The organism is Microcoleus sp. N9_B4 (assembly GCF_036701635.1).
Classification (GTDB): Bacteria; Cyanobacteriota; Cyanobacteriia; order Cyanobacteriales; family Microcoleaceae; genus Microcoleus.
The window spans coordinates 26,758-49,585 of sequence record NZ_JAUBRC010000042.1 but is presented as its reverse complement, the minus strand read 5'-3'; the positions used below and the strand labels follow the sequence as shown (position 1 = coordinate 49,585).

Annotated in this window: 20 protein-coding genes; 13 read left to right on the top strand and 7 right to left on the bottom strand. The window is 45.1% G+C overall.

What is annotated here, in order from left to right; translation table 11 throughout:
- Positions 1-426: 426 nt before the first annotated feature.
- The 5 genes from QUA43_RS23885 (at position 427) to serS (ending at position 7,614) form a co-directional block, all read left to right on the top strand.
- Positions 427-1,473 carry an ABC transporter substrate-binding protein gene (locus QUA43_RS23885; protein ID WP_333377011.1) on the top strand — a complete coding sequence of 349 codons (1,047 nt, stop codon included), beginning with the start codon at positions 427-429 and terminating at the stop codon, positions 1,471-1,473.
- A gap of 187 nt (positions 1,474-1,660) precedes the next feature.
- Positions 1,661-3,283: a sugar ABC transporter ATP-binding protein gene (locus QUA43_RS23880; RefSeq protein ID WP_333377010.1), complete on the top strand. Its 1,623-nt coding sequence runs from the start codon at positions 1,661-1,663 to the stop codon at positions 3,281-3,283.
- Complete coding sequence (locus QUA43_RS23875) at positions 3,280-4,284, top strand: ABC transporter permease subunit (protein WP_333377009.1); 1,005 nt, start codon at positions 3,280-3,282, stop codon at positions 4,282-4,284. The genes QUA43_RS23880 and QUA43_RS23875 overlap by 4 nt, the downstream gene beginning before the upstream one ends.
- 48 nt (positions 4,285-4,332) lie before the next feature.
- Positions 4,333-5,964 carry an iron uptake porin gene (locus tag QUA43_RS23870; protein ID WP_333377007.1) on the top strand — a complete coding sequence of 544 codons (1,632 nt, stop codon included), beginning with the start codon at positions 4,333-4,335 and terminating at the stop codon, positions 5,962-5,964.
- Positions 5,965-6,333: 369 nt separating this feature from the next.
- Positions 6,334-7,614, top strand: a complete 1,281-nt coding sequence (gene serS, locus QUA43_RS23865) for a serine--tRNA ligase (protein WP_333377005.1) — start codon at positions 6,334-6,336, stop codon at positions 7,612-7,614.
- 199 nt (positions 7,615-7,813) lie between these two features.
- On the opposite strand, the gene QUA43_RS23860 is transcribed toward serS, so the two are convergent.
- Entirely contained in the window at positions 7,814-8,830 is a 1,017-nt protein-coding gene (locus QUA43_RS23860) for a hypothetical protein (protein WP_333377003.1), read from the bottom strand.
- Positions 8,831-9,076: 246 nt separating this feature from the next.
- On the opposite strand from QUA43_RS23860, the gene QUA43_RS23855 reads away from it, so the two are divergent.
- The gene (locus tag QUA43_RS23855; RefSeq protein WP_333377001.1) at positions 9,077-10,945 is read left to right on the top strand and encodes a 3-oxoacyl-[acyl-carrier-protein] synthase III C-terminal domain-containing protein; all 1,869 of its coding nucleotides are present in this window, start codon (positions 9,077-9,079) and stop codon (positions 10,943-10,945) included.
- Positions 10,945-11,871: a DUF6999 family protein gene (locus tag QUA43_RS23850; protein WP_333376999.1), complete on the top strand. Its 927-nt coding sequence runs from the start codon at positions 10,945-10,947 to the stop codon at positions 11,869-11,871. The genes QUA43_RS23855 and QUA43_RS23850 overlap by 1 nt, the downstream gene beginning before the upstream one ends.
- 122 nt (positions 11,872-11,993) lie before the next feature.
- Here QUA43_RS23850 and QUA43_RS23845 read toward each other — a convergent pair whose 3' ends face one another.
- Positions 11,994-12,131: a hypothetical protein gene (locus tag QUA43_RS23845; RefSeq protein ID WP_333376998.1), complete on the bottom strand. Its 138-nt coding sequence runs from the start codon at positions 12,129-12,131 to the stop codon at positions 11,994-11,996.
- Between the two features lie 318 nt (positions 12,132-12,449).
- Here QUA43_RS23845 and msrA point away from each other — a divergent pair, with 318 nt between their 5' ends.
- From msrA to QUA43_RS23825, 4 genes are all read left to right on the top strand, one after another.
- On the top strand, positions 12,450-13,103 hold the full coding sequence (gene msrA / locus QUA43_RS23840; RefSeq protein WP_333376997.1) for a peptide-methionine (S)-S-oxide reductase MsrA: 654 nt from the start codon (positions 12,450-12,452) through the stop codon (positions 13,101-13,103).
- A gap of 391 nt (positions 13,104-13,494) precedes the next feature.
- Positions 13,495-13,800 (top strand): hypothetical protein, encoded by a 306-nt coding sequence (locus QUA43_RS23835; protein WP_333376995.1) that lies wholly within the window; start codon positions 13,495-13,497, stop codon positions 13,798-13,800.
- A gap of 121 nt (positions 13,801-13,921) precedes the next feature.
- Positions 13,922-14,263 carry a YtxH domain-containing protein gene (locus QUA43_RS23830; RefSeq protein WP_333376993.1) on the top strand — a complete coding sequence of 114 codons (342 nt, stop codon included), beginning with the start codon at positions 13,922-13,924 and terminating at the stop codon, positions 14,261-14,263.
- Positions 14,264-14,300: 37 nt separating this feature from the next.
- Positions 14,301-14,882, top strand: coding sequence for a DUF948 domain-containing protein (locus QUA43_RS23825; protein ID WP_333376992.1), 582 nt, complete (start codon positions 14,301-14,303; stop codon positions 14,880-14,882).
- Between the two features lie 17 nt (positions 14,883-14,899).
- Here the strand turns inward: QUA43_RS23825 and QUA43_RS23820 are convergent, their stop codons facing one another.
- Positions 14,900-16,687 (bottom strand): cellulose-binding protein, encoded by a 1,788-nt coding sequence (locus QUA43_RS23820; protein ID WP_333376990.1) that lies wholly within the window; start codon positions 16,685-16,687, stop codon positions 14,900-14,902.
- Positions 16,688-16,691: 4 nt separating this feature from the next.
- Between QUA43_RS23820 and QUA43_RS23815 the strand changes: the two genes are divergently transcribed.
- Positions 16,692-16,862 (top strand): hypothetical protein, encoded by a 171-nt coding sequence (locus QUA43_RS23815; protein WP_333376988.1) that lies wholly within the window; start codon positions 16,692-16,694, stop codon positions 16,860-16,862.
- Positions 16,863-17,248: 386 nt separating this feature from the next.
- On the opposite strand, the gene QUA43_RS23810 is transcribed toward QUA43_RS23815, so the two are convergent.
- Positions 17,249-17,401, bottom strand: a complete 153-nt coding sequence (locus QUA43_RS23810) for a hypothetical protein (RefSeq protein WP_333376986.1) — start codon at positions 17,399-17,401, stop codon at positions 17,249-17,251.
- 897 nt (positions 17,402-18,298) lie between these two features.
- Between QUA43_RS23810 and QUA43_RS23805 the strand changes: the two genes are divergently transcribed.
- Entirely contained in the window at positions 18,299-19,420 is a 1,122-nt protein-coding gene (locus tag QUA43_RS23805; RefSeq protein WP_333376984.1) for an EAL domain-containing protein, read from the top strand.
- Between the two features lie 165 nt (positions 19,421-19,585).
- Here the strand turns inward: QUA43_RS23805 and QUA43_RS23800 are convergent, their stop codons facing one another.
- From QUA43_RS23800 to QUA43_RS23790, 3 genes are all read right to left on the bottom strand, one after another.
- Positions 19,586-20,461 (bottom strand): SDR family oxidoreductase, encoded by an 876-nt coding sequence (locus QUA43_RS23800; protein WP_333376982.1) that lies wholly within the window; start codon positions 20,459-20,461, stop codon positions 19,586-19,588.
- A 171-nt stretch (positions 20,462-20,632) separates the two neighbouring features.
- A complete protein-coding gene (gene xth, locus QUA43_RS23795; RefSeq protein ID WP_333376980.1) occupies positions 20,633-21,418 on the bottom strand; it encodes an exodeoxyribonuclease III in 786 nt (261 codons plus the stop codon).
- Positions 21,415-22,818 carry an NB-ARC domain-containing protein gene (locus QUA43_RS23790; RefSeq protein ID WP_333376978.1) on the bottom strand — a complete coding sequence of 468 codons (1,404 nt, stop codon included), beginning with the start codon at positions 22,816-22,818 and terminating at the stop codon, positions 21,415-21,417. The genes xth and QUA43_RS23790 overlap by 4 nt, the downstream gene beginning before the upstream one ends.
- Between the last annotated feature and the right edge of the window lie 10 nt (positions 22,819-22,828).

Here is a 22,828-nt window from a genome sequence, read left to right as displayed (position 1 = left end):
TCAGTGCCGATATAGGCGATCGGATATTTAGTTTTTGGTAGAAGTATTGTCTATCCAAAGATAGATATTAAGCGCCTGTTTAACTGTTAGGATAAACCAAGATAGAGAGCTAAATTAAATATGACTCGCTCGGATTTTAAAAGCAACTTGTGAAATATTTTGTCTAAAATAGTCTCTTAAAAGTTTTCTTGAAGATTGAAAAAAGGAATGCTCATCAAGCATTTAATACATTCAAGCATCGTTGATTTTATTTGCAGCGATGACAGAGATTTATATTCGTATTTCTTCTGTTCGCACAAGCAGTCTAGCGAGCCGATAGAGAAAATTTTACGAGGCGAAAAGAAACAAGGTATCGTACAATCATGTACGGGGAAAATCCTGTAACCTAAAACATTAGGTATTCGAGCTGAAACCTGACAAAAGCTAATGTTAGGTTGGCAACGTCATATTTGCAAGCAACTCTCTCCAAACGACCATTCATTGGAGTTTGAGGTGAAACGAGTAACCATCGCACTCAGTCTTTTTAGTCTACTCAGCAGCACTCTGGCAAGTTGCACCGCAGCTTCCCAGAACGCTCAAAACAGCACACAGCCAAGCAACTCCGAACTTTCATCAGTTGCTGTAGCAGTCCGCGACCTCGGTAATCCATTCTTCGTACAAGTTGGCAAAGGCGCTGAGGCCGAAGCCAAGAAAATCGGCGGTGCAAACGTGAGGACAACTCTCGTTTCCAGCGGCGACGATTTAAATCAGCAATTTAATCAAATCGAAAACTTTATTGCCTCTAATGTCAGCATGATTGTACTCAATGCTGCTGACACCAAAGGCATTGCACCCGCTGTCGAAAAAGCCAAGCAAGCCGGAATTCCGATAATTGCAGTTGATACCGCCGCCGAGGGAGGCGTTGATGCCACAGTTACTTCAAATAACGTGCAAGCTGGCGAAGTAAGCTGTCAATATATAGCCGATCGCTTGAAAGGAAAAGGCAGCGTTGTGATTATCAATGGGCCTCCCGTCGCTTCAGTGGTCGAGCGAGTTCAGGGTTGCCAGAGTGTCTTCTCCAAATATCCCGATCTCAAAGTTCTTTCCAAAGATCAGAACGCAGAAGGTAGTCGCGATGGCGGGTTAAGAGTGATGAGCGATTTGCTTACTTCCTTCCCAAAAATTGATGCTGTTTTTGCAATTAATGACCCCTGTGCCATTGGTGCAGAATTAGCAGCCAAGCAAGCACAAAGGAGCGAGTTCTTCATTGTGGGAGTCGATGGTGCACCTGAAGCTTTAGATGCGCTCAAGCAGAACAACAGTTTATTTGTGGCTACAGCAGCTCAAGATCCATTTCGCATGGCAGCCAAAGCCGTTGAAGTCGGGAACGACATTCTGAAAGGAAAAAAGCCAGCCAATCCAAACATTCTGATTCCAGTCGCGCTGATTACTCGCGAAAACGTCAATCAACATAAAGGCTGGACAAGTGAGTGACCAGAGAGGTCAACTTAAGACTAAACCCTTGAGAAATCACGTTTTTACCCGAGTCTAGATCCCCCTAAATCCCCCTTAAGAAGGGGAGTAGGGGTTGACTTTGAGAAGAATCTTGTCCCCCCTTCTTAAGGGGGGCTAGGGGGGATCTAAGTTTAATAGTCAAGCAGATTTTCCTACGGTATTTGCGATGGTAAATAGCACTCAAAATTCAATTAAAACCAAGCCCGTACTCGAAATGCAAGGTATTACAAAAACCTTTCACGGTTTTACAGCCTTGCACGATGTAAATATCACCGTTTACCCGGGCGAAGTCCACGCCCTCATGGGGGAAAACGGTGCGGGAAAAAGTACGCTGATGAAAATTCTGGCGGGAGCCTACATAGCCGATGCAGGCGAAATCAAAATAGACGGTCAAGCTGTGAAAATGACAGACCCCCGTCAAGCTAGAGATTTGGGCATAGCCATTATTTATCAAGAGCTGAATCTCGCCCCGAATCTAACAGTTGCTGAAAACATTTTTATGGGTAGTGAGCTTACCAAAGGAGGTACTCTCATTGATCAAGATGGAATGCGACGTAGGGCCGCTGAGGTATTAACAAACCTCGACGCAAGTTTTGATGCTGGAGACCTAGTTTCCACACTTTCCATTGCCGAACAGCAACAAGTGGAAATAGCTAGGGCCCTCAAAGATCAGAGCCGAATTTTAGTGATGGACGAGCCGACAGCGGCGCTTTCAGACCGCGAAACAGAGAAGCTTTTTGAAGTGGTTCGCCGCTTGCGGAATGAAGGCATTGCTATTATTTACATCAGCCACCGGATGGAAGAGATTTATGCTCTTGCCGATCGCGTGAGCGTCATCCGAGATGGCGGGTATATTGGCTCTCTGGAAAAGCACGAAATTTCTGCCGATCGCCTGGTGGAAATGATGGTGGGTCGTTCTTTACAGGATTTATACGAACACAAGCGTCAAACAACTCTGGGTTCAGTTGTTCTAGAGGTAACAAATTTAAGCGACGGCCGCAAAGTAAAGCCGGCCACTTTTCAACTTCATGCAGGCGAAATTGTGGGTTTAGCGGGTTTAGTTGGCGCGGGCAGAACAGAACTTGCTCGCCTGATTTTTGGTGCCGATCGAAAGACAAGCGGTGAAATCAAACTGGAAGGCCGTAATCTCAATATTTCTGAACCAACCAATGCAATTGAATCAGGAATTGCCTATGTACCCGAAGATATCAAAGAGCGACCTTCATTAAACATCTTGAGCCCAGATGATGCCATTGAAGCAGGAATTGCCTATGTACCCGAAGACCGCAAAAATCTAGGTTTATTTCTAGACATGAGTTCGGGTGAAAATATCACGCTAAATATTTTGGATCGAGAGACAAAAGCTGGCATAATCAATTCCAAAAACCTGGCCAGAGTTGTGACTGATGCCATTAAAGACTTAGGCATTCGTCTTGCCAGTCCCAGCATCAGGGCAATGGATTTATCTGGGGGAAATCAGCAGAAGTTATTACTAGCACGTTGGTTAGCCATTAATCCAAAGGTACTTTTGCTAGATGAGCCAACGCGAGGTGTGGACATTGGCGCCAAAAGCGAAATTTATCGAATTATTAGCGATTTGGCAGCCAAGGGTGTAGGTATTTTAATGATTTCCAGCGAGTTGCCGGAAATTGTGGGAATGAGCGATCGCGTCTTAGTGATGCGAGCAGGAAGCCTCGTCGGTGAAGTAGGCGGATCGACTGGGGAAGCAATTACGCAAGAGAACATTATGGCTTATGCCACCGGGGCAACAGAGGTAAAAAAATCATGAGTCAAACAGAAGTAAAAAGCACTAGAAATCAATCAAGCGATCGCCAAAAAGCCAGTAAAGCTCAAGCTTGGAGAAATTTTATCCAAGTAGCCGGCATCCTGCCGATTTTGGTTGGGATCTGTATAATTTTTTCCTTGGTAACGCCCAACTTTCTTTCAGTTGGAAATTTGATCAATGTCATCCGGCAAGCATCGATCAATATTGTCCTAGCTACCGGCATGACTTTTGTGATTTTGACAGGCGGAATTGACCTTTCTGTCGGGTCAATTTTGGGCGTGACTGCAGTTGTCGGGGTGCTGGTTTCCTTAGTTCCAGGTCTCGGTTGGTTTGCCGTACCGGCTGCGTTAATAGCGGGAATCTTTTTGGGATTGCTTAACGGCTCGCTAATTGCCTATTTGGGTTTGCCTCCGTTCATCGTAACCCTCGGTTCTTACACTGCTTTGCGGGGAGTTGCTTATTTAGTAGCTAACGGCACTACAGTTATCAATAGAAATCTGAATTTCGCTTGGATAGGTAACAGCTATGTTGGCCCAATTCCCTGGTTAGTTATTATCGCTTTTCTCGCAGTTTTAGCGAGTTGGTTTGTCTTGCGGCGGACTGTTCTAGGGAGGCATATTTATGCCGTGGGAGGCAACATTCGGGCAGCACGATTGACAGGTATTAAGGTGAGTCGGGTGCTGTTGTTTGTTTACGGTGTTAGCGGGATGCTTTCTGGTTTAGGTGGAATTATGAGCGCCTCGCGCCTCTACAGTGCGACGGGGATGTTGGGGCAAGGCTACGAATTAGATGCGATCGCTGCTGTAATTTTGGGAGGAACCAGTTTCACAGGTGGAATTGGCACTATTTGGGGTACTTTGCTGGGGGCTTTAATTATTGCCCTGCTCAATAATGGACTAACTCTCATGAACGTGTCTTTCTTCTGGCAGTTAGTTGTCAAAGGTCTGGTGATAATTATCGCAGTGACGATTGACAAAGTTCGCACCGGTTCAAGTGCAGCGTAAAGGTCTTGCTAATTCGGTGTATCGGTTCCTTATGCGGAGCTTTATCCTATGCACATCCAGCATTTTTCTCACCTGATTACTGCTTTTATCCTGGGTTCACCTGCTCTATTTCTACTAACATCGTTCCCAACTTTTGCTGCACCAATTGATAGATTAGTTGCTCCTGAACCGTTAAATACCTTGGCAGAAGACCCCTTCGCGCAGGTAAATTCTGTCTCTCAACTCTCGGATGTAAAACCAACTGACTGGGCGTTTCAGGCGCTGCAATCTCTAGTAGAACGCTACGGCTGCATTGCCGGTTATCCCGACGGAACTTACAGAGGAAACCGGGCGCTGACGCGGTACGAATTTGCAGCAGGATTGAATAGCTGTCTCGATCGAGTCAGCGAACTAATTGCCGCAGGAACAACCAACCAGATTACTCGGGAAGATTTAGCGATCGTCCAAAAGCTGCAAGCAGAATTTGCCACTGAATTATCGGTGTTGCGGGGTCGAGTCGATACTCTCGATGCACGCACAGCAGAACTCGAAGCGAATCAGTTCTCGACTACGACGAAGCTGAATGCGGAAATTATCGTGGTGGTAACAGATACCTCGGGTAACAGTGTGGGGGATTCGCGCGATCGCACCAACACTATTGTTGCCAACCGGGGGCGATTAAATTTTGAAACCAGTTTCACCGGTCGCGATATGCTGAGAACCCGTTTGGAATTCGGCAACTTGGGCAGGATTGCCGATGAGACGGGTACAAATATGACGGCCTTGAACTTTGATGGCAATGTCGATAACACAATCACCGTCCCTCACGTATTGTATGTCACCCCGCTGACCTCTAATCTGGCGCTGACCGTCGGCCCGACAGGTGTCGGGTATCCCGATATTACGGATTTGCTGACTCCTCCAACCATCGCCAGCGATAGTGAGGGAATTCCCTCAAAGTTCGGACAATACAATCCCCTCTACCGCCGGGGAGGTGGCGGTGCTGCTGTCAACTGGACGATCGTCAAAAACCTCACCCTGACTGTGGGCTATGTCGCCGGAAATCCCAATCTCTCGCAGCAAAGTAACGGTTTATTCAACGGTTCCTACAATGCTCTGGTTCAGCTTGCCTACCGGGGCGATCGCGGAGCAATTGGCGTAGCCTATTCTCGTACCTTTGCACCAAGCGGTAAAGCTGATCTCACAGGCGGTACGGGCAGTTTTCTGGCTGCGCGACCGTTTGGGGACAATATTGCTACATCCAGCGATTCTGTTGGCGTACAAGGATTCTACCGCCTTGCTCCCCGGTTGCAAGTTCACGGTTGGGGCGTTTATACTCGCGCCAATGCCGAAAATTCCGGTGTTAGCAGCGTTTCTGATGGTAGAGGTGGCGTGGTTTTGCTAAATGTTGACGGGGACGATCGCGCCGATATTGTGTATGCAGCGATCGGAGTAAGTTTCCCAGATGTGGGAGGTGAAGGCAACCTACCGGGGATTTTGGTGGGTTTGCCAGGTCGCGTGACGAGCAGTAATGTGCGCCGCGAGCGAGATACTTCCTATCACATTGAAGCCTTCTATCGCTTTCAGGTCAACGACAACATTTCCATCACCCCTGGTGTTTGGGTCGTTGTTAATCCTGAGAATGACAGCCGCAACGACACTCAATGGGTTTGGTTGCTTCGCACTGGCTTTAACTTTTAACCGGAAAGATATTTGAGTAACCTAGTCCTCGACGCAAAAACCCAGTTTCTTGACGTAATTGCCTCATTTGAGACGATAATCGCGAGAAACCGGGTTTTTTTAGACTAATAGTGCATCCAGGGCTTGAATTCCATGCCACACAACAAAAAACCCCTACCATCGCTGGCTGGGGTAGAAAATTATCAGGGTGCATCTACTAATATTTGCAACTATAACATACCTTTGTGGGGTGTCACCCTCCAGGGGTGACACCCAACGAGGATTTTAAGTCAGAATAAATTATGATTTAATATGCCAATGATTAACAAAGCTTTTATATCATCTCCTTGTGTCCCAGCCGCTCTAAAATTTAAGATTTAGAATAAATCTGTGCTAGACCTCAAATTAATCCGAGAAAACCCGCAAGCCGTGCAAGAAAGCCTCAACCTGCGCGGAGGTAACTATGAAATCGAGCCGATTTTGCTCTTAGACAAACAGCAGCGGGAGTTGGAAGGCAAGCGATCGCAACTACAAGCCCGCAGCAACGAAATTGCCAAACTCATCGGTCAAAAAAGAAAATCGGGTTTACCCCTCGAATCTCCCGAAATTCAAGAATTGCAAGCAGAAGGCAACGCAGTCGGCACCGAGTCGAACGAACTGCAAGCACAGGAAAAAGAGCTAAAAGCTCAAATAGAAGCTTTATTGCTACCGCTGCCAAACTTGCCCGCTTCCTCAACGCCGATCGGCAAAAATGAAGAAGAAAACGTCGAAATCCGGCGCTGGGGAGACGAATACATTCCCCACAATTCCGGTATTTTACCGCACTGGGAAATCGGCGAAAAATTAGGAATTATCAACTTTGAGCGGGCAGTAAAAATTGCTCAGCCCCGCTTTGTGAGCTTAATTGGAGCTGGTGCAGCCCTGGAAAGAGCGATTATTCAATTCATGCTCGACCGCCACACAAAAGCCGGTTATGTAGAAGTAATTCCCCCATTTTTAGTTAACACTGAATCCCTCACCGCTACGGGTCAATTACCCAAATTTGCTGAAGAAAGTTTCAAGTGCGACCAAGATGATTTGTGGTTAATTCCTACTTCCGAAGTTCCGGTTGTCAATTTGTACAGAGGTGAAATTTTGACAGCAGAACAGTTGCCAATTTATCACTGTTCTTATACTCCTTGCTTTCGGCGCGAAGCTGGCAGTTACGGCAAAGATACGCGGGGATTAATTCGATTGCACCAATTTAATAAAGTTGAATTGGTAAAACTCGTGCATCCGAGTACCTCCGAGGCAGAGCACGAAAAGTTAGTGCAGGATGCTGAGGGAGTTTTACAGGCGCTGAAATTGCCTTATCGGGCGATCGCACTGTGTACCGGCGACTTAGGTTTCGCGGCCGCCAAAACCTACGATTTAGAGGTGTGGCTGCCATCTGCGGGCAAATACCGCGAGATTTCCAGTTGTTCCAACGTCGCAGATTTTCAGGCACGGCGGGCAAATATTCGCTTTAAAGAAGCGGGTAAAAAAGGCACTCAATTCGTTCATGCCCTCAACGGTTCCGGTTTAGCTGTGGGCCGCACAATGGCAGCTATTTTGGAGAATTACCAGCAGCCCGACGGAACTGTAAAAGTGCCGGAAGCCTTACAAACCTATTTGGGACGAGAAGTTTTATAGACAAGATGATTCGGCGATTAACTGGTTGCCCAGGCTCTGCCTGGGAACCGATGTACAGAGGCTCTGCCTCGCTTGCGAAAATTGGAGGCAGAGCCTGTGGATCTCCGTTATCAGGCAGAGCCTGGTAACGAGTAACGAGTAAAACTCTTGTGGTGTAGGCATCCTGCGTGCCCTTGGCTGGCTATTTACCAGATGTCTATTACAGTTTGAGCAACGCTTCTTTGATATTTAATGCTAAAAATCTATCCAATGCTAGATACATCCAATAAACAGATAATTGACTATCGCTGCTAGTCTTCTGAAATCCCAAAGCCAGGGACTGTTTTTCGTACATGGGGTGAATCATCAGGGTGTACAAGTCGCAAAGATTGGGAAAATCTGTTTGCATTTCGCCTAAAACTTTTTGTGCGTCTTCGAGAAAAGCAATGCGGTATTCTGACAAATACTGCGGATCGATCATCCAACTGCGGACAAATACTGACTGGCAATTTATATCTCCTGGTAGGGCCATATTGAAAGGATCGATATCGGAAATAGAACTTAAATGAAGCCCTTTACTAGCAGCATTAAAAAAATTAACTTCTGATTCGCTAGCTGTGGGGTAAAGTAAGTAAAATCCGACTGGATTGAGATTATCTGAGCGGCGCAAAACTCGCATTCCCTTTGAGTATTGACTGGCAAAAAGCCGGAGAATTTTAGCAATTTTGTGGGGAACGGCGTTAGTGTTGCGGTTCATCCAGTTGTAATTGGTGGCTAATAAATTGGCAACGGGAATCGCGTCGCACCGAGGGTTGAAATCATCTAATTGAAGTTGTACGGGCTTTTGAGGTTCGGCGGTTTCTAAAATTTCTGAAACTGGTTGAATTTGAATTGCCGTAGCGTTACCATCAAAGTGTTTTGCGATTAATCCGAGTGCTGCTAATTTATCTAACATCATTCCGGCGGCGCGATCGCTCCCGCGATCGGAATCGCAGTAAAATAGTTCGGCGGCTTCCCGGTGAGTACACTGCACTTCTGTTGCTGGCACTTCCAGTTTCGCCAGCGGTGGTTTGAGACGGGGCTGGCTTTCCTGAAGCTGTTTCACCGATAAGTAAACCCAAAGCCTGATAAAGCATTCAGCCCTAGTGCGAGTTACGCCTACTCGTTTCATCAACAGCGAAACAGCCGTGCGGCGTTGAGAAGGAGAATACCAAGTATCTAGTTTTGCAATATCCATTTCAGTCGGGAAGCTGCGAAGGAACTCTAGTTACATATTGGCTCAATTACATAAAACTTCACCCCGCTTCAGGTTACTTGTTGCCGCTGTTGCTCAACTTGCCTGATTTCCGGCGACTCTACAAGATAGTTGCTTGCTCCTTGCAAGTTCACTGCTTCACAAACCACAATCAATTTTAGATATTTTCTGGCTTGATTTAACAAACCAACGAACCCGACTAAATTAGCAACTTTGGAGGTTTACGCCATGTACAGTGCTTATATCAATCGGATGGGAAAATTTTTGCCGGGAGAACCAATTAATAATGATGAGATGGAAGAATATCTCGGCAAAGTTGCCTCGCGCCCTTCGAGAGTCAGGCAGCGGATTCTCAACAGCAACGGCATTCAACAGCGCTACTACGCGATCGACAAACAGCAGCAAACACTATATTCTAACAGCCAAATGGCAGCGTTTGCCGTCCGTGACGCGATTTCTCAGTCAAATCTGGAACCAGGGGCGATCGACTTATTAGCCTGCGCTACCACTTTACCAGATTTATTAGTACCGGGATTTGCCAGCACAGTACATGGGGAACTTTCCGAATTATCTCCCCTAGAAATAGTGTCAACTCAAGGAGTTTGCTGTGCCGGAGTTAGTGCTTTAAATTACGCCGCATCTCAAATCGAACTCGGCAAAAAACAAACAGCAATTGCCGTCGCTTCCGAATTTCCCTCGCGCCTGTTCAAAAACACCAAATTTGAAGCAGAGACTTCGGTGCAAGCGGGAAAACCCCTGCCTTTCGATACAGAATTTCTGCGCTGGATGCTCTCCGACGGTGCAGGATCATTGTTGCTCCAAAACCATCCCAGCGCAACAGGAATTAGTTTAAAAATAGAATGGATTGAACTCGTTTCCCACGCCAACGCCTATCCTGTTTGTATGTATTCAGGATTAGCCAACGAAACATCAACTAAAAGCTGGTTGGATTATTCCTCCTACCTCGATGCAGCCACAGCAGGAGCTTTTGACTTGCGGCAAAATATTCGATTGCTGGAAAATGTAATGAAATTAGGCGTTGAAGGTTGGCTGCGGTTGATTAAAGCCGGGAGAGTTTGTCCGCAAGAAATCGACTGGCTGCTGTGCCACTATTCGTCTCACTTTTTCCGGGGGCAAATTGTAGAACTTCTGGAACAAGCAGGCTGCATGATTCCTGAAGAAAAATGGTTTACCAACTTATACACACGGGGAAATACAGGCTGCGCCTCGATTTATTTAATGTTAGAGGAATTGTTCAATTCTGGTAAGTTGCAGCCCGGGCAAAAAATCTTTTGCTTTGTGCCTGAAAGCGGGCGATTTACAACCGCCTACATGATGTTAACTGCTGTGACAAATACCCATAAGCCTATGATTTCTCAAATTTCTAACTTTCGGGATGTTCCCGAAACTTCGCCTCTAGAAAACGTTAAACCGGCACACCCCAACTCTCCACAAGCTTATTTGTTGCGGGAGTTAGCATGGATTTGGCTGAAGTTCGATCGCGAAATTCGTTCTGTTCCGATTGTCCGCAAATTGTACCGAGGAGAGTTTACAATAGAAGATTATCAAGCTTTGCTGTGCAATCTCCGGCCGCAAGTTGTAGAGGGAGCTCGCTGGATTGCTCGCGCTGCTTCTAACATGAGTGACTTTCGCCTGCGATCGACTTTTATCGGCCACGCTCAAGACGAACACCGCGACTATCAAATGCTAGAACAAAATTATGTTTCTGTGGGCGGTGAATTGGCAAAAATTGTGGAATATGATAAGAATATTGGCAGCGAAGCGCTATCAGCTTTTATCTTCCACCAAGCATCGCGGGACAATCCGGTTGATTTAATTGGTAGTATGTTTATTATCGAAGGATTGGGCAATCGGTTGGCGGGAAAGTGGGCAAAACAAATTCAAGAAACTCTCGGTTTGCAATCAGAACAAGTATCGTTTTTAGCTTATCACGGAGCTAATGACGAGTCGCATTTAGCCAAACTGGAAAATTTGATTAATGCCGAATGGATGACAGATGATATTGCCCGCCGCATTGTCAAAACCGCTCGCGTTACTGCTCGTTTATATTTGCTGCAATTGGAGGAAATTCGCTAATGCAAAAGCTGCAAAAACAAGATACCGAAAATCTCCCAGATGAGCGAAAAATCCCTTACGCTACCAAACCCTATAACCGCCGAGATCCGAATGTTTGGGATGTGCTGTTTTGCGATCGATCTATTCCCGTCGATTTAGTGGCAAAAGCATACATGATACGGGATTTGCAAAACTGGACTCGCAATTATTTACTCATCCCGATCAAAGTAATTGCTAACGTATTGCTGGCGGTAATTATGACAACAAAGCGCTTATTGCCCTTTCAATTTCGCGCTTACACTTTAATGCACAAATCGGCTGCATTTTTCCTAAATAACTTTGTCTCGCCAGAAGCTTGTTATTTAATTGTGAGACACATCTGCATCGGCTCCAACATTATCAACTTCTTGATAGACAACGGCCCCGACACCCAGATAGAAAAGTCAAAGCTTTATCCGCGCACTGTTAGCGATTTAGCTGACAATGCGTTTCTCGAACATGACTTAATTCTCTATAACTTTGTCTGGGATTACAACCAGGCAATGCTGACAAATCCTAACTGGTTGCAAGTCGTCAAAAAACGGGGAATAAACTATGATAGCATTCAACCAGTAGAAGTTGCCATAGATTTTGAAAAACGCAGATGGTTAAAAATTCTGGATTTAGAATCTGCGATCGAATTGTTTAAAGTATTTTATTCTCTGTGTTTGACTAGCGACGAATTTGCGCGAGCAGTGATGTCGCTTCAGTTAGATGAAAACTTCGGACTGTATGTCAGCGAGATTACCGGAAATTGCGACTGGAATCATGTAATTGTTAACCGCCATCCGCTAGCGCCAAACAGTCCGTTTAATGCGGCACGCGACTTGTTTTTGCACGGGATAGTTTCGGAATATCTCTATCGGTATTTGGAACTGCAAAAAGAGATGAAAAATGTTTCAAAGTAAGGTGCTTAGGTAGGTGAAGCCTAAGCACCTTACGAATATAATTAGCGCGTCAAATAACTTTTTGCGTAAGTCATGAGGTTGGAAAGAAGGGTTAATTATTCAGGTAAAATTAATAGGATAACTCAAGCTGCTGCTAGCTGTGCTTGTTCTGCTGTTTTTGGCAAATTCTGATTCACAACAATCCATTTACCTGTAATCGGGTCGCGGTAAGTAATAAACGGATTGGATTTTAAGGGTTCACTGCAAGGTTTAGCAGCCATTTCTACACACTCCCAATAACTGGTATTGAATAACTACTACAACACCATACTTTTAATAATCGGCTGTTTTGCCTAAAATCCGCGTGATTTACACCTCAACAATAGGTGATATTTTAGGTATGGTTTGGTGACAGCGAGCAGCGGCCTAATGTGATTTAAAACTGCGTTTGCAGTGAGCAGTATCACCAAAAAGCCTCCGTAAAAAAAATCGGCCTTCTGGTTTTTACCTTCTACTTTCAAGAGGGCGACTATTTTTAGTGTAGATCTGATATTATTAAGTAAGGTAAAGACGTTTATCAGAGATCCCCTTACAAACTTATGGTGCTATTTGGATTTGGCAAAAAGTCGAGCCTGCCCTCTCCCCAAGAGGCATTACCGGGACGGGCCGAGTCGATGTCGGTACCGGCAACTCACTTTGTTAACGGCAATCCGCTCAAACCTCCCTTTCCAAACGGTATGGAGACTGCCTTGTTTGGCCTGGGCTGTTTTTGGGGAGCGGAACGCAAATTTTGGCAGCAAAATGGAGTTTTTTCGACTGCTGTTGGCTACGCGGCCGGGATTACTCCGAATCCTACTTACAACGAAGTTTGCAGCGGGATGACGGGACACAATGAAGTAGTTCTGGTTGTGTTCGATCCGAAAGTAATTAGTTACGAAACGCTGCTAAAAGTTTTTTGGGAAAGTCACAATCCTACTCAAGGAATGCGTCAGGGCAATGATTCTGGTACTCAGTATCGATCGGGCATTTACACGTATTCAGCTACCCAAATGCAGCTAGCGGAAGCTTCGCGAGATGCTTACCAGCAGGCTTTGACGGCGGCCGGTTACGGCAAGATTACTACTGAAATTATTGAGGCTCCTGAGTTTTATTACGCAGAAAGCTATCATCAGCAGTATCTTGCTAAAAACCCGAACGGTTATTGCGGTTTGGGCGGTACTAAGGTTTGTTTGCCTGCTATGTCTCAGGCTTAAAAATAGATCCAGCTTAGGGATAGGGACACATATATAGCCTTTCTCAGAAAGATGAGGTACGACTGGGCATAGGGCATAGGGCATAGGGCATAGGGCATAGGGCATAGGGCATAGGGCATAGGGCATACCTCACTTTTTTGAGAACCGCTATAGCAATCTTAAATGAGTTGTAAATTTTTTACCCCACCCCAACCCTCCCCTTACTAAGGGGAGGGAGTAAGAAATTCACAAATGATTTAGGATTGCTATAGTTCAGGAAAAAACATTGTTGTGTCCTTAAAACATAGATCCGGACACAACAATGTTGTCTCCCTACAATATATCTGGTGGGCAGTTGCTTCTAGCTCGCCACAAAAAGCGGAATATGTTAGTAGTTGAAAATAGGTAATAAATGCTGAATGCTGTTGTAATTATCAATCTACTAATATCTGTGGTCTGTTTTTATATCGCTGCGAAAGTGTGGAAAATCAGGCGGACGATCGCACGTTTGGAAATTCGGATCGCAGCAATCGAACGCTGTAGCAGCAATGTCCTCAGTATGTCGCCGGATTTCCTTGGTAAAAGGCAGCAAGGTACCCACCAACTGCGACTACGTTATCAACAACTAGAGTTGCAACTGCAACAGGTTCAGCAACTTTTGGGATTGCTGGGTTTGGGACGGATGCTTTGGTCCAGGCGCGATCGACGTTTGAGGTAAGCTATCCTAAAATTGCCGCCTGTGCTGACTCCCTAGGGTTTTCAACAATATTTCTACCTTTGTAAAGGGCTGCGATCGGGCAAACGCCCCTAAAATTGGTGTATGGAGAGAAGTTATAAAAATGTCAACTAAACGTTCAGGATTATTTATTGGCGGTTTGCTTGTGGGTTCTGCGATCGGGGCCGTGACTGGGTTGCTGATGGCACCGCGACCGGGCAAGGAGACGCGGCAGATATTGAAAAAATCGGCCGATGCTTTGCCGGAGTTGGCGGAGGATTTATCGACTAGCGTGCAGTTGCAGGCCGATCGACTTTCTGAAACTGCCATCCGAAATTGGGACGAAACTTTGATTAGACTCAAAGAGGCGATCGCGGCCGGTTTGGAAGCGACTCAGCGGGAACGCCAAACCCTGTCTGAATCTGAAGCTGAAGTGAGTCCCCCGTCGCGCCCTCCCATCCGCTAAATGGCATGAAATCCCAAACCCCAAATCCCAGATTCAAGTGAGTGATCCCATATTTTGGCTAGGACTTTCGATTTTGCTAGTGGCAGTTAGCCTGACTGCTGTTTTAGTGACTTTAATACCTGCTGTGCAAGCGCTGGCCAGGGCGGCCCGCAGCGTGGAAAAGCTCGCTGACACGCTTTCTCGCGAATTTCCGCCCACTTTGGAGGCGATTCGGTTGACGGGGCTGGAAATTAGCGAGTTGACGGATGATGTCAGCGAGGGAGTACAAAGTGCGGGCGAGGTTGTCAAACAGGTCGATCGAAGTATTGGTAGCGCCAAAAAGCAGGCGCAAAACGTGCAGGTAACTACTCGCAGCGTGGTGAGTGGGATGAAGGCTGCTTGGAAAACTTTAACTCGGAAGCCGCCGAATTCTGGGACAAATCGCCGTTCAACAGATAGATTGTCACCGAGTCAAAGAAGTGCGCTTTCGCTGAGGGATTCGGGTTTGGAGGACAGATATTCTGGGGGTTACGGTGCCGGTGTGAGTAATGGGGAATCGCCCCGGTTGAGGAGTAGCGAGGGTTCGGGTTTGCCGGGGGATGCTGAAGAGTTTGAGGAAGTGCGATCGAACGATTCTTGATTGCACCCAATTCCTCATCATCCCTCCACAGCACAGCCATCCCACCAGCAAGGATTCTTATCAATAAAATCCATCAAAGCATCATACTTAGGCGAACCCTTTTGTTCCACATACTCCAAAGCCCCCCAACTTCCCCACTTACTAAATGAACTCACATCCACAAAGTGCATAAAAAGACTGCCTCCAGCTTGTTTCCAACTATTCAGTAATTGGGTGTACATATCATACATTTCTGGACGCCTATTTAATTCCATAAAAAACTTGCTCAGTTTTTCGTTATTCTCAACTCCTTGAATACCTACAATATGTTGACCCCCCTCGTAAACAAATAACTTGAGACCTTTTTTTTGAGCCACATCTAAGAAATACTTAAAGTCATTATCCACATCGGGCAAACTATCTTTGAACCCCGGCAGTAACCCGCCCTCTTTTAATTGCTTAAAAGCTTTACCAAATCCGCCATCTGCGTCATTCAACCAAGATTCGACTGTGCTGACACTTTCTTTCCCGCCCAAGTTGCCACTAAAATATCCAGCTATAGCATAGGCATCAATACCGTGTTGATAACAAGGTTTATTGCCCTCAGCTACCCAATAGGGACAATCTAAAGCATAATTTCCTAACTCTCTCCAAGCTCTTTGAGTTCCTAACACGCATACAACTCGATTCTTTTGATCCCCAAAGACGCTTTTCCAGATATCGCACATTTGAGCAGTACGCATTCCGTGCCATTGCATAAAAGCATCGCCTTTATCTCCCCACCTGGCTTTACCTTGTTTTAAAGCATAATGCGACTGTGAAAATGACCAATTCCAAACCTCATTAGAATACTCTACATAAACTTTCAGCTTTGGATCTAAACTATCTTTTACCATTTTAGCAAAGTTAGTCATATATTCATCCGTAGCCTGATGCGGCATATTAAACCAAGGTTCTTCTTGGACTTTATTAGATAAATTCACCATAACTTCTATGGGAACATTTCCTCTGTAAGCATAAGATACACTCTCGGGTTTAGGTCGGTTTGACCAGTCTTTTTGTTCAGAACCATTTGTCGCCATCCAGTCCATAAAACGCAAGACTCTAAATTTTTTAATCTTGTCTATAAACAGCGGATTAAATATTTCACCGCTTTGATAAAGCTGTTCATCTTGGGAACGGACAACTTTAATATTGCGGATATAGTTCCCTGTTTTCTTGGGATCGGTAGCGGTAATTATAATCATTATGCCTCCGCCTTGTGTGGCATCTACATTAATGATATCCCTTCCGGGTTTCGACGCAGCCTCATCTTTTTTGGCATCAAAGCTATATTCGATCGCACCTTCACCCTCATAAGTAACAATATATTGCCCTGAAGGATAGCGATTGGGGATTTCCCTAAGTAATAGCGTACTTACCCTAGTATATTTAGGAGCATCTTCGGGGGATGGGAGAGACTTCACCCACCCATTTTCATCAAGGTTTAAAAGATTATACTCGTCTGTATCCCATTCACCTTTACAGTTTGGTTGTCCGCTGACACATTGAGTTATCCATTGTCTAGAAGATTTGAAAGCATCTAAAAAGGGTAACTGTGTTGAGTAGTCAGCAATACCACTAAGCCCAACTCCTAAAGAAGATCGAGAATTTGACGTATTTTTTACATCTGCACGCACAGCTACTTTGTTATCTACTTGCCGTGCTGCTGTGGGAGCAATATTAGTTGTTAAAGCCCAACATCCGGGAATGAAAATGACAAAAATTAATAAACCCAGCACAAAGCCCAGAGCTTTGTTGTTCGATCTGATACTTAATCGAGACATAAATTTGACTAATTTGATTGTTTTTGGTAAAATCGAAGCGGGTGAGGCAGTTTTAATTTTGATATTTTATCAAAAAGTTCCTTCTCAAACTATCAGCTATAAGATTATTAACATTTTTGTCTCTCAGTGGAGGGGCGATCGCCCTTTCTGTCCCCAAGTGCGATCGCCCATCTAACCGTTTTTATCCAAATCTTCTGTTTTTGCAGTTTCTGAAGTTGAGGGGAATGTTAACTGAATGTTGATATCCATCGATATGGTACTTTGTTCAAGCCAACCTATATTAACTATCTTTATTAATTAATGCTTCTGTCGGTACAGAATTATTTATTTTAAATTCAGGAGAAGACTGAGTTTTCTATCCGGCTTCCTGTAGCCGATCGCAAATATTGCGCCAATTTCCTACAGGTTCGTTAGGTAGATCTGCGAGTTTTTTAACATATTGGTATAAAGTTTTACATAAATAAACCTCTGCACTTTTGGAACTCTGAAACAGTTGGCGAGCGATTTCGGCGGGACTGCAACCGGAAAGCCATCCTCTGAGGTAGAGTTTTTCTGTTTCTGTTAGTCCCCTTCGCGATCGGGGAGAGATTTGCCGTTTAGCTTCTGCAAAAGCTTGGTACAGCCTTTCTCAATCCCACTGTTTGGCGGCTTCGGCAAATAAATCTTCTTTTGATGCCATTGTCGGGTGTGGTGAGATGTGGCTAACGATAGCATAACCGAAGTTGTTAGCGTTTGTTAGTTGTTTGCTAACAATAAGTAGTCTATAGCAATCCTCGCATCATTTGTGAATTTCTTACTCCCTCCCCTTGATAAGAGGAGGGTTGGGGTGAGGTAAAAAGTTTACGACTCCTGCAAGGATTGCTATAGTAGAGGTAGGCGGGAGTTAACCTACCATTGATTATTGCTTCAATGCTTTGCCCGAATAAGTCCATTTGAAGGGTAGTCCGCGGTGGTGATTGTCGTGACTGAGTTAGATTTTTTGCTCATCTTTCGCTCAATTGTCCATCTTACTGAGTCTGCTTATCCTGTACACCATACAGCAGGTCACTCAGTTTTCGCTCAGACGCAGAACGGGTTCCCTAGATTGAGCGAGGATATGAGCTAGGATGGCGGAAAGTGGTAAAATAAGCGAGAAAGCCTAATTCAAATCCTGTCATCCCGATTATAAAATTAAATTGGATATTCCGCAGCAAGTGAGTTTGTTTTGGGCGATCGTCCGCCTGTCTATATTTGTGGTGGCCGTAAATTAGTCTAGCTCCTTGTCCTGTTAATTTACCTTTGCTAAAAAATCTACTGTAGCGACTGTTTTGGCAGAGGGAATTATAGAATAAAACGTAAACAATCAGAGCAGCAGTAGAGAGTAGTGAACAAGTCTTTGCCTTCTCCCTCTGTGATTATTTAGGACAGTGTTTGATCACAGGTACTTGCTCAATACTGAGAACTTTGACCAAGGTTTGAAACCGGAGGTCAGTATAAATACTGCAATAATTCTTAAATACAAGTTCCTTAAGATTTACATCTTGAGATAGATGTATCAATAGCTGAATGAGCTTATAATAATAATTTATTGCTAATTGTTCTAAAGTCACCCAGAAACCGGAGGAGATTCCAATGCAAAGAAGTGGCAAAGCCTTCGGCTCCTGCTCTCGCTGCGAAACAGTAACCGCAAAAATAGAGAACAGCGGAGGCTTATACCTGTGGTTTCCAGTATCGCACACGCTGACCAAGGTTATTTCTGCACTAACCAAGGCTGAATTTGAATTCCGGCTGTTAGAAGAGAGCAAGTGTTTGTACATTATGCTTGAGGGAATAGCAAAAGAAAAGTTTAACGCCCTCGCATCATCGGTGCTGACAACTCAAGAGTTGAAAGAGACAAAAGTTTTGTGGATGCGCGAAGTTGAACAGCCCAAACTTAGCGATTTTTATCGCAGCACTTCCTTAGACTATTTTATTAATTTGAGTAACTCTGATTGGCTGTTAGATTTATTGTCCGAAGAACGCATTACTACACATTTTCAGCCCATTGTTTATACCTCAGATACTTCTAAAATTTTTGCCCACGAAGCCCTGCTCCGAGGAATTGACGAGCAAGGAAACTTAATTTATCCGGGTCGGATTTTTGCCCAAGCAGAATCAGCAGGCCTGATTTTTCAACTAGATGTTTTAGCCCGGACTCGCGCTATCCGCGAAGCCCATGTTTACGATATCAAAGAACTACTTTTTATTAATTTTTCTCCCACTTCGGTTTACGATCCCGCTACGTGTCTGCGAAGAACTGTACAGGCTATTGATGAAGCGGGAATTCCTCACAGTAATATTGTTTTTGAAGTAGCAGAATCTCAGCACCCTCCTGATGTCGATCACTTGATTAATATTCTGAGGTTTTACCGAGAGGCGGGATTTTTAATTGCCCTGGACGATTTCGGCAGCGGTTCTTCTAATTTAAATTTGATGCACCAACTGCGTCCAGATTTTATTAAGTTGGATATGCAATTGATTCGCAACGTCCATCAAGATTATTATAAGGCACTCATTACCGAAAAGATGTTAGAAATTGCTGCTCAATTAGAAATTAAAACTGTTGCTGAAGGTGTGGAAACTTTGGAGGAGTTTGAGTGGGTACGAGAACGGGGAGCAACTTTTGTTCAAGGTTATTTGATTGCTAAGCCGACTTCTCCGCCGATCGCAGTTACGAGCTATATTGGTGCTCAACCCGTACATATTTCTGCTTAACGGGTTTCCCGTTGCGATTTGGGGCTACATTTGCTCGTTCCCAGGCTCTGCCTGGGAACGCATATCGGGAGGCTCTGCCTCCATTAAAATGAGACAACAATTTGGAGGCAGAGCCTCCGAATTTTCATTACCAGGCAGAGCCTGGTAACGAGAATTACTAGCACTTTAAACGCTCAAATTGCGTCGCAGAAACATTTCTAAGGATTCCATTCTCATCCCGTAGATTGATTCCAAATTTTGCACTTCTTCGGGAGTGCAGAAATACTCGTTACCCAGCAATACCCGCAAAGTTCCTAAGTCTTTTTGAGCTTGAGGATTCAATAAACCCAAGGCATTTCTCAAACCGTCAAACACCATCAGCGGCGGGTTGATTACTATCGGTTCGCGCTTAAATAAGCGTGCAAAAATGCGGGGAATGTCGTCTCTTGTCAGCACATCCGGGCCACCGACTCGCAGAATTTGGTTGCGGGCACCTTCGACTGTTGGCGAGTCTGCGGCAATCTTTGCTAAGTCGTCGGTACTGACAACAGAGGTGCGGTTTTTGCCGTCGCCAATCAGCAGGTAAAGTCCGGTTTCTCGAAATCTTTCTGCTAGTGGTAACAAGCTGGAAGCAAAACCAGCAGGCCGCAAGATTGTATAATTCAAGCCACTGTTTTGCAGGTATTTTTCAACTTCTCGCTTGGCTTTGAATACTGCGGAATCTTCGTATCCGCGATCGACTCCCAGTACCGAAATAAAGACAAAGTGCTGCACTCCGGCTTCTTTGGCGCAGTCGATTAATTCTATGTTAGCGCGGTAGTGTACTGCTTGAACGTCGCCGCCGGTGCCGTGGCTGCTGATGATGTACTGCACTCCTTGGCAGGCTTTTTTAATATCTTTGTCTTGTTTTAAGTCGCCGATAAAAATCTCGGCGCCTCGGTTTTCTAGTTCTGAGTAGCGAGATGCGAGGCGAACGAATGCGCGGACAGGCTTTTCTTGCTGTCGGATTTCTCGTACAATTCGGCGGCCTAGTGCGCCTGTTGCTCCGGTTACTAAGAACATGATTTTTAGTTGTTGGTTGTTACTTACATATTGCACTTTTCTCAAGAACAGGCAAGATGCCTATTCCACAAAGATTGAATTTTCCTGTGGGGTGGGCATCCTGCCCGCCCATCCAAGGCTTATGGAGAATGGGGCAAGATGTCAATTGTTATTAACCTTATAACTTATAAATCAAATTTCGACAATTACGGGGGCGTGGTCGCTGGGTTTGATTAATTTTCTGGGAGCAATGTCTATTGTACAGTTTTTTGCTTGTTCGTACAGGGGAGGGCTGAGATAATGGTGGTCGATTCTCCAGCCGTTGTTGCGGGGAAATGCGGCGGCGCGGTAGTCCCACCAGCTATAATGGCCGCCTTCTGATGTGAATTTGCGAAAGGGGTCGTTTAATCCTAATTCTATTATTTCTGTTAGTGCGAGGCGCTCGGCGACAGACAAGCCGACGGAGTTAGCATTGGCTTTGGGATTGTGGATATCTCGATCGTCCGGGACGATGTTGAAGTCGCCACAAATGCACAAGTTGGGGGATTTATCTAGTGCTATTTTGAGGTATTCTTGCAGCAGTTTGAGCCACTTTAGCTTGTATTCATATTTCTCGCTGCCAACTTCGGAACCGTTGGGAACGTATACGCAAATAATGCAAATATCGTCTATAACCCCGGCTATTAGGCGTTTTTGTTCGTCAAAAATACCTGTGGTTTCGTCGCCGAGAAGGGGGGCAAATCCGCTGCTGATTTGCGTTAGGGGCGATCGGCTAAAAATGGCGACACCGTTGTAGGATTTTTGACCGGAAATGTAGCAGTTATAGCCGAGGTTGGTGAAGGGTTCTAGGGGGAAGTCTTTGTCTGTGACTTTGGTTTCTTGGAGGCAGAGAACGTCTGGGGAGTTTGTTTGCAGCCAGCTAGTAACGTGTTCTATGCGGGTGCGGATTGAGTTGACGTTCCAGGTGACGATTTTCATTTTTTGTTTGTTATATACTCTCTGATTACTGGCGCGATCGTAAAGTGCGATCGCCCATTTTGTTGTACTGTTTCAACTAATGACCGTCGTCCTAAAGATTGCATAACTTTCAAGAGTTCGGGCGGTGATAATTGCAGGTTTTCTGGTATTTTTGAGATGTCGGCAGGTTCGGGGGTACTTGCTAGCCAACCCATAGCCTGTTGTTCGGATGCGGTTAGGCGATCGCACTGCTGGTGCAGAAGAGATTCTAAGTCACCTAAGAATAGGGTATCATAGGAGAGGAATTCGGAAACGCTACCGCTGAATAAGTCTTGAATCATAGTTGCAACTATATTTAACCATAGGGGATTGCCTCGGTAAATATCGATTAGTTCTGACCATTTGTCCGGTTCTGCTAAACCTTTTTCTTTGAATATTTCTTGTGCTTCCGCCCCTAAACCGTTGAGTTGCAGAGATTTGCAGGGGCGGTTTTCGCTTTCTAAGGTGGCGATTTCTCTGGGTTTTTCCCAACTCAGGAGGATTAAGCAACTGTTGTGGGATGATTCTGCTATTTGTTTAAAGAATGCGCCGTAATTTTCATATCCAGGTTGGTAATTTCCTGCGAGTTGTTGGCTGCTGAAGATGGTTTGGATATCATCGAGGATGATGAGACAGCGGTGCGATCGTAAATATTCTAGTAGGGGCAATCCCCCCGTGGTTGCCCTTTCTTCGGGATAGGGGGCGGGCACGGGGACAGCGCCCCTACAGGATTTAATTAAGTCGGTTTGGAGTGATGCCAGGGGTGGAGAGTTGCGGAGACTTCGCCAGATGATGTAATCGAATTCGTGTTGAATTTGTGGGATTAGTTGGAGAGTAAGCGCGGTTTTGCCAATACCGGATAAGCCTAAAATGGTGATGAGGCGGGTGCGGCCTAAAATCCAGTTTTCGAGGATGGAGAGTTGGGGGGTGCGGTTATAGAATAGGTTGGGTTCTGGTGCATCAGCTAAATCTAAATGTATTTTCCGTTCGGAATTGCTTGTTTTTTTGTTAAATTTATTCTTGTCTTGCGGTTCAGATTGTGAGGCTTTTGGGGAGTAAAAAGTATCTGCGGAGATGTTACGAATATGAATACAGCCATTCCCGACGAGTGAGACATTGGAAACTTGTAAATTTTCGAGCTTTGCTCTAAAATTTGCTTTAGATACTTGTTCCTGGCCTAATGCAACTGACATAAGTTTCCATAATTTAAAGCCAACCTCTTTAACGTATTTCTCTGAACGGTTGTGATCCTGTGCAATTTCTTTATATTTCTGATTCTCCCAAGTGCCACGTAATATAGCTTTTTGCAGACTATCTAAATGTTTTCCCGTAGTAGTCACAGCTAGATGGTCTACAAATTCTAAAGCTTCTTCAACGTCCATCGGTTAGTCA

Bases quoted from the DNA above. Each gene is read 5' to 3' on its own strand.
- QUA43_RS23820 (WP_333376990.1), bottom strand. From the start codon at position 16,687: ATGTCTCGATTAAGTATCAGATCGAACAACAAAGCTCTGGGCTTTGTG.
- xth (WP_333376980.1), bottom strand. From the start codon at position 21,418: ATGAAAATCGTCACCTGGAACGTCAACTCAATCCGCACCCGCATAGAA.
- QUA43_RS23880 (WP_333377010.1), top strand. From the start codon at position 1,661: ATGGTAAATAGCACTCAAAATTCAATTAAAACCAAGCCCGTACTCGAA.
- QUA43_RS23885 (WP_333377011.1), top strand. From the start codon at position 427: ATGTTAGGTTGGCAACGTCATATTTGCAAGCAACTCTCTCCAAACGAC.
- QUA43_RS23810 (WP_333376986.1), bottom strand. From the start codon at position 17,401: ATGCTATCGTTAGCCACATCTCACCACACCCGACAATGGCATCAAAAG.
- QUA43_RS23805 (WP_333376984.1), top strand. From the start codon at position 18,299: ATGCAAAGAAGTGGCAAAGCCTTCGGCTCCTGCTCTCGCTGCGAAACA.
- msrA (WP_333376997.1), top strand. From the start codon at position 12,450: ATGGTGCTATTTGGATTTGGCAAAAAGTCGAGCCTGCCCTCTCCCCAA.
- QUA43_RS23835 (WP_333376995.1), top strand. From the start codon at position 13,495: ATGCTGAATGCTGTTGTAATTATCAATCTACTAATATCTGTGGTCTGT.
- QUA43_RS23850 (WP_333376999.1), top strand. From the start codon at position 10,945: ATGCAAAAGCTGCAAAAACAAGATACCGAAAATCTCCCAGATGAGCGA.
- QUA43_RS23800 (WP_333376982.1), bottom strand. From the start codon at position 20,461: ATGTTCTTAGTAACCGGAGCAACAGGCGCACTAGGCCGCCGAATTGTA.
- QUA43_RS23790 (WP_333376978.1), bottom strand. From the start codon at position 22,818: ATGGACGTTGAAGAAGCTTTAGAATTTGTAGACCATCTAGCTGTGACT.
- QUA43_RS23860 (WP_333377003.1), bottom strand. From the start codon at position 8,830: ATGGATATTGCAAAACTAGATACTTGGTATTCTCCTTCTCAACGCCGC.
- QUA43_RS23855 (WP_333377001.1), top strand. From the start codon at position 9,077: ATGTACAGTGCTTATATCAATCGGATGGGAAAATTTTTGCCGGGAGAA.
- QUA43_RS23830 (WP_333376993.1), top strand. From the start codon at position 13,922: ATGTCAACTAAACGTTCAGGATTATTTATTGGCGGTTTGCTTGTGGGT.
- QUA43_RS23875 (WP_333377009.1), top strand. From the start codon at position 3,280: ATGAGTCAAACAGAAGTAAAAAGCACTAGAAATCAATCAAGCGATCGC.
- QUA43_RS23870 (WP_333377007.1), top strand. From the start codon at position 4,333: ATGCACATCCAGCATTTTTCTCACCTGATTACTGCTTTTATCCTGGGT.
- QUA43_RS23845 (WP_333376998.1), bottom strand. From the start codon at position 12,131: ATGGCTGCTAAACCTTGCAGTGAACCCTTAAAATCCAATCCGTTTATT.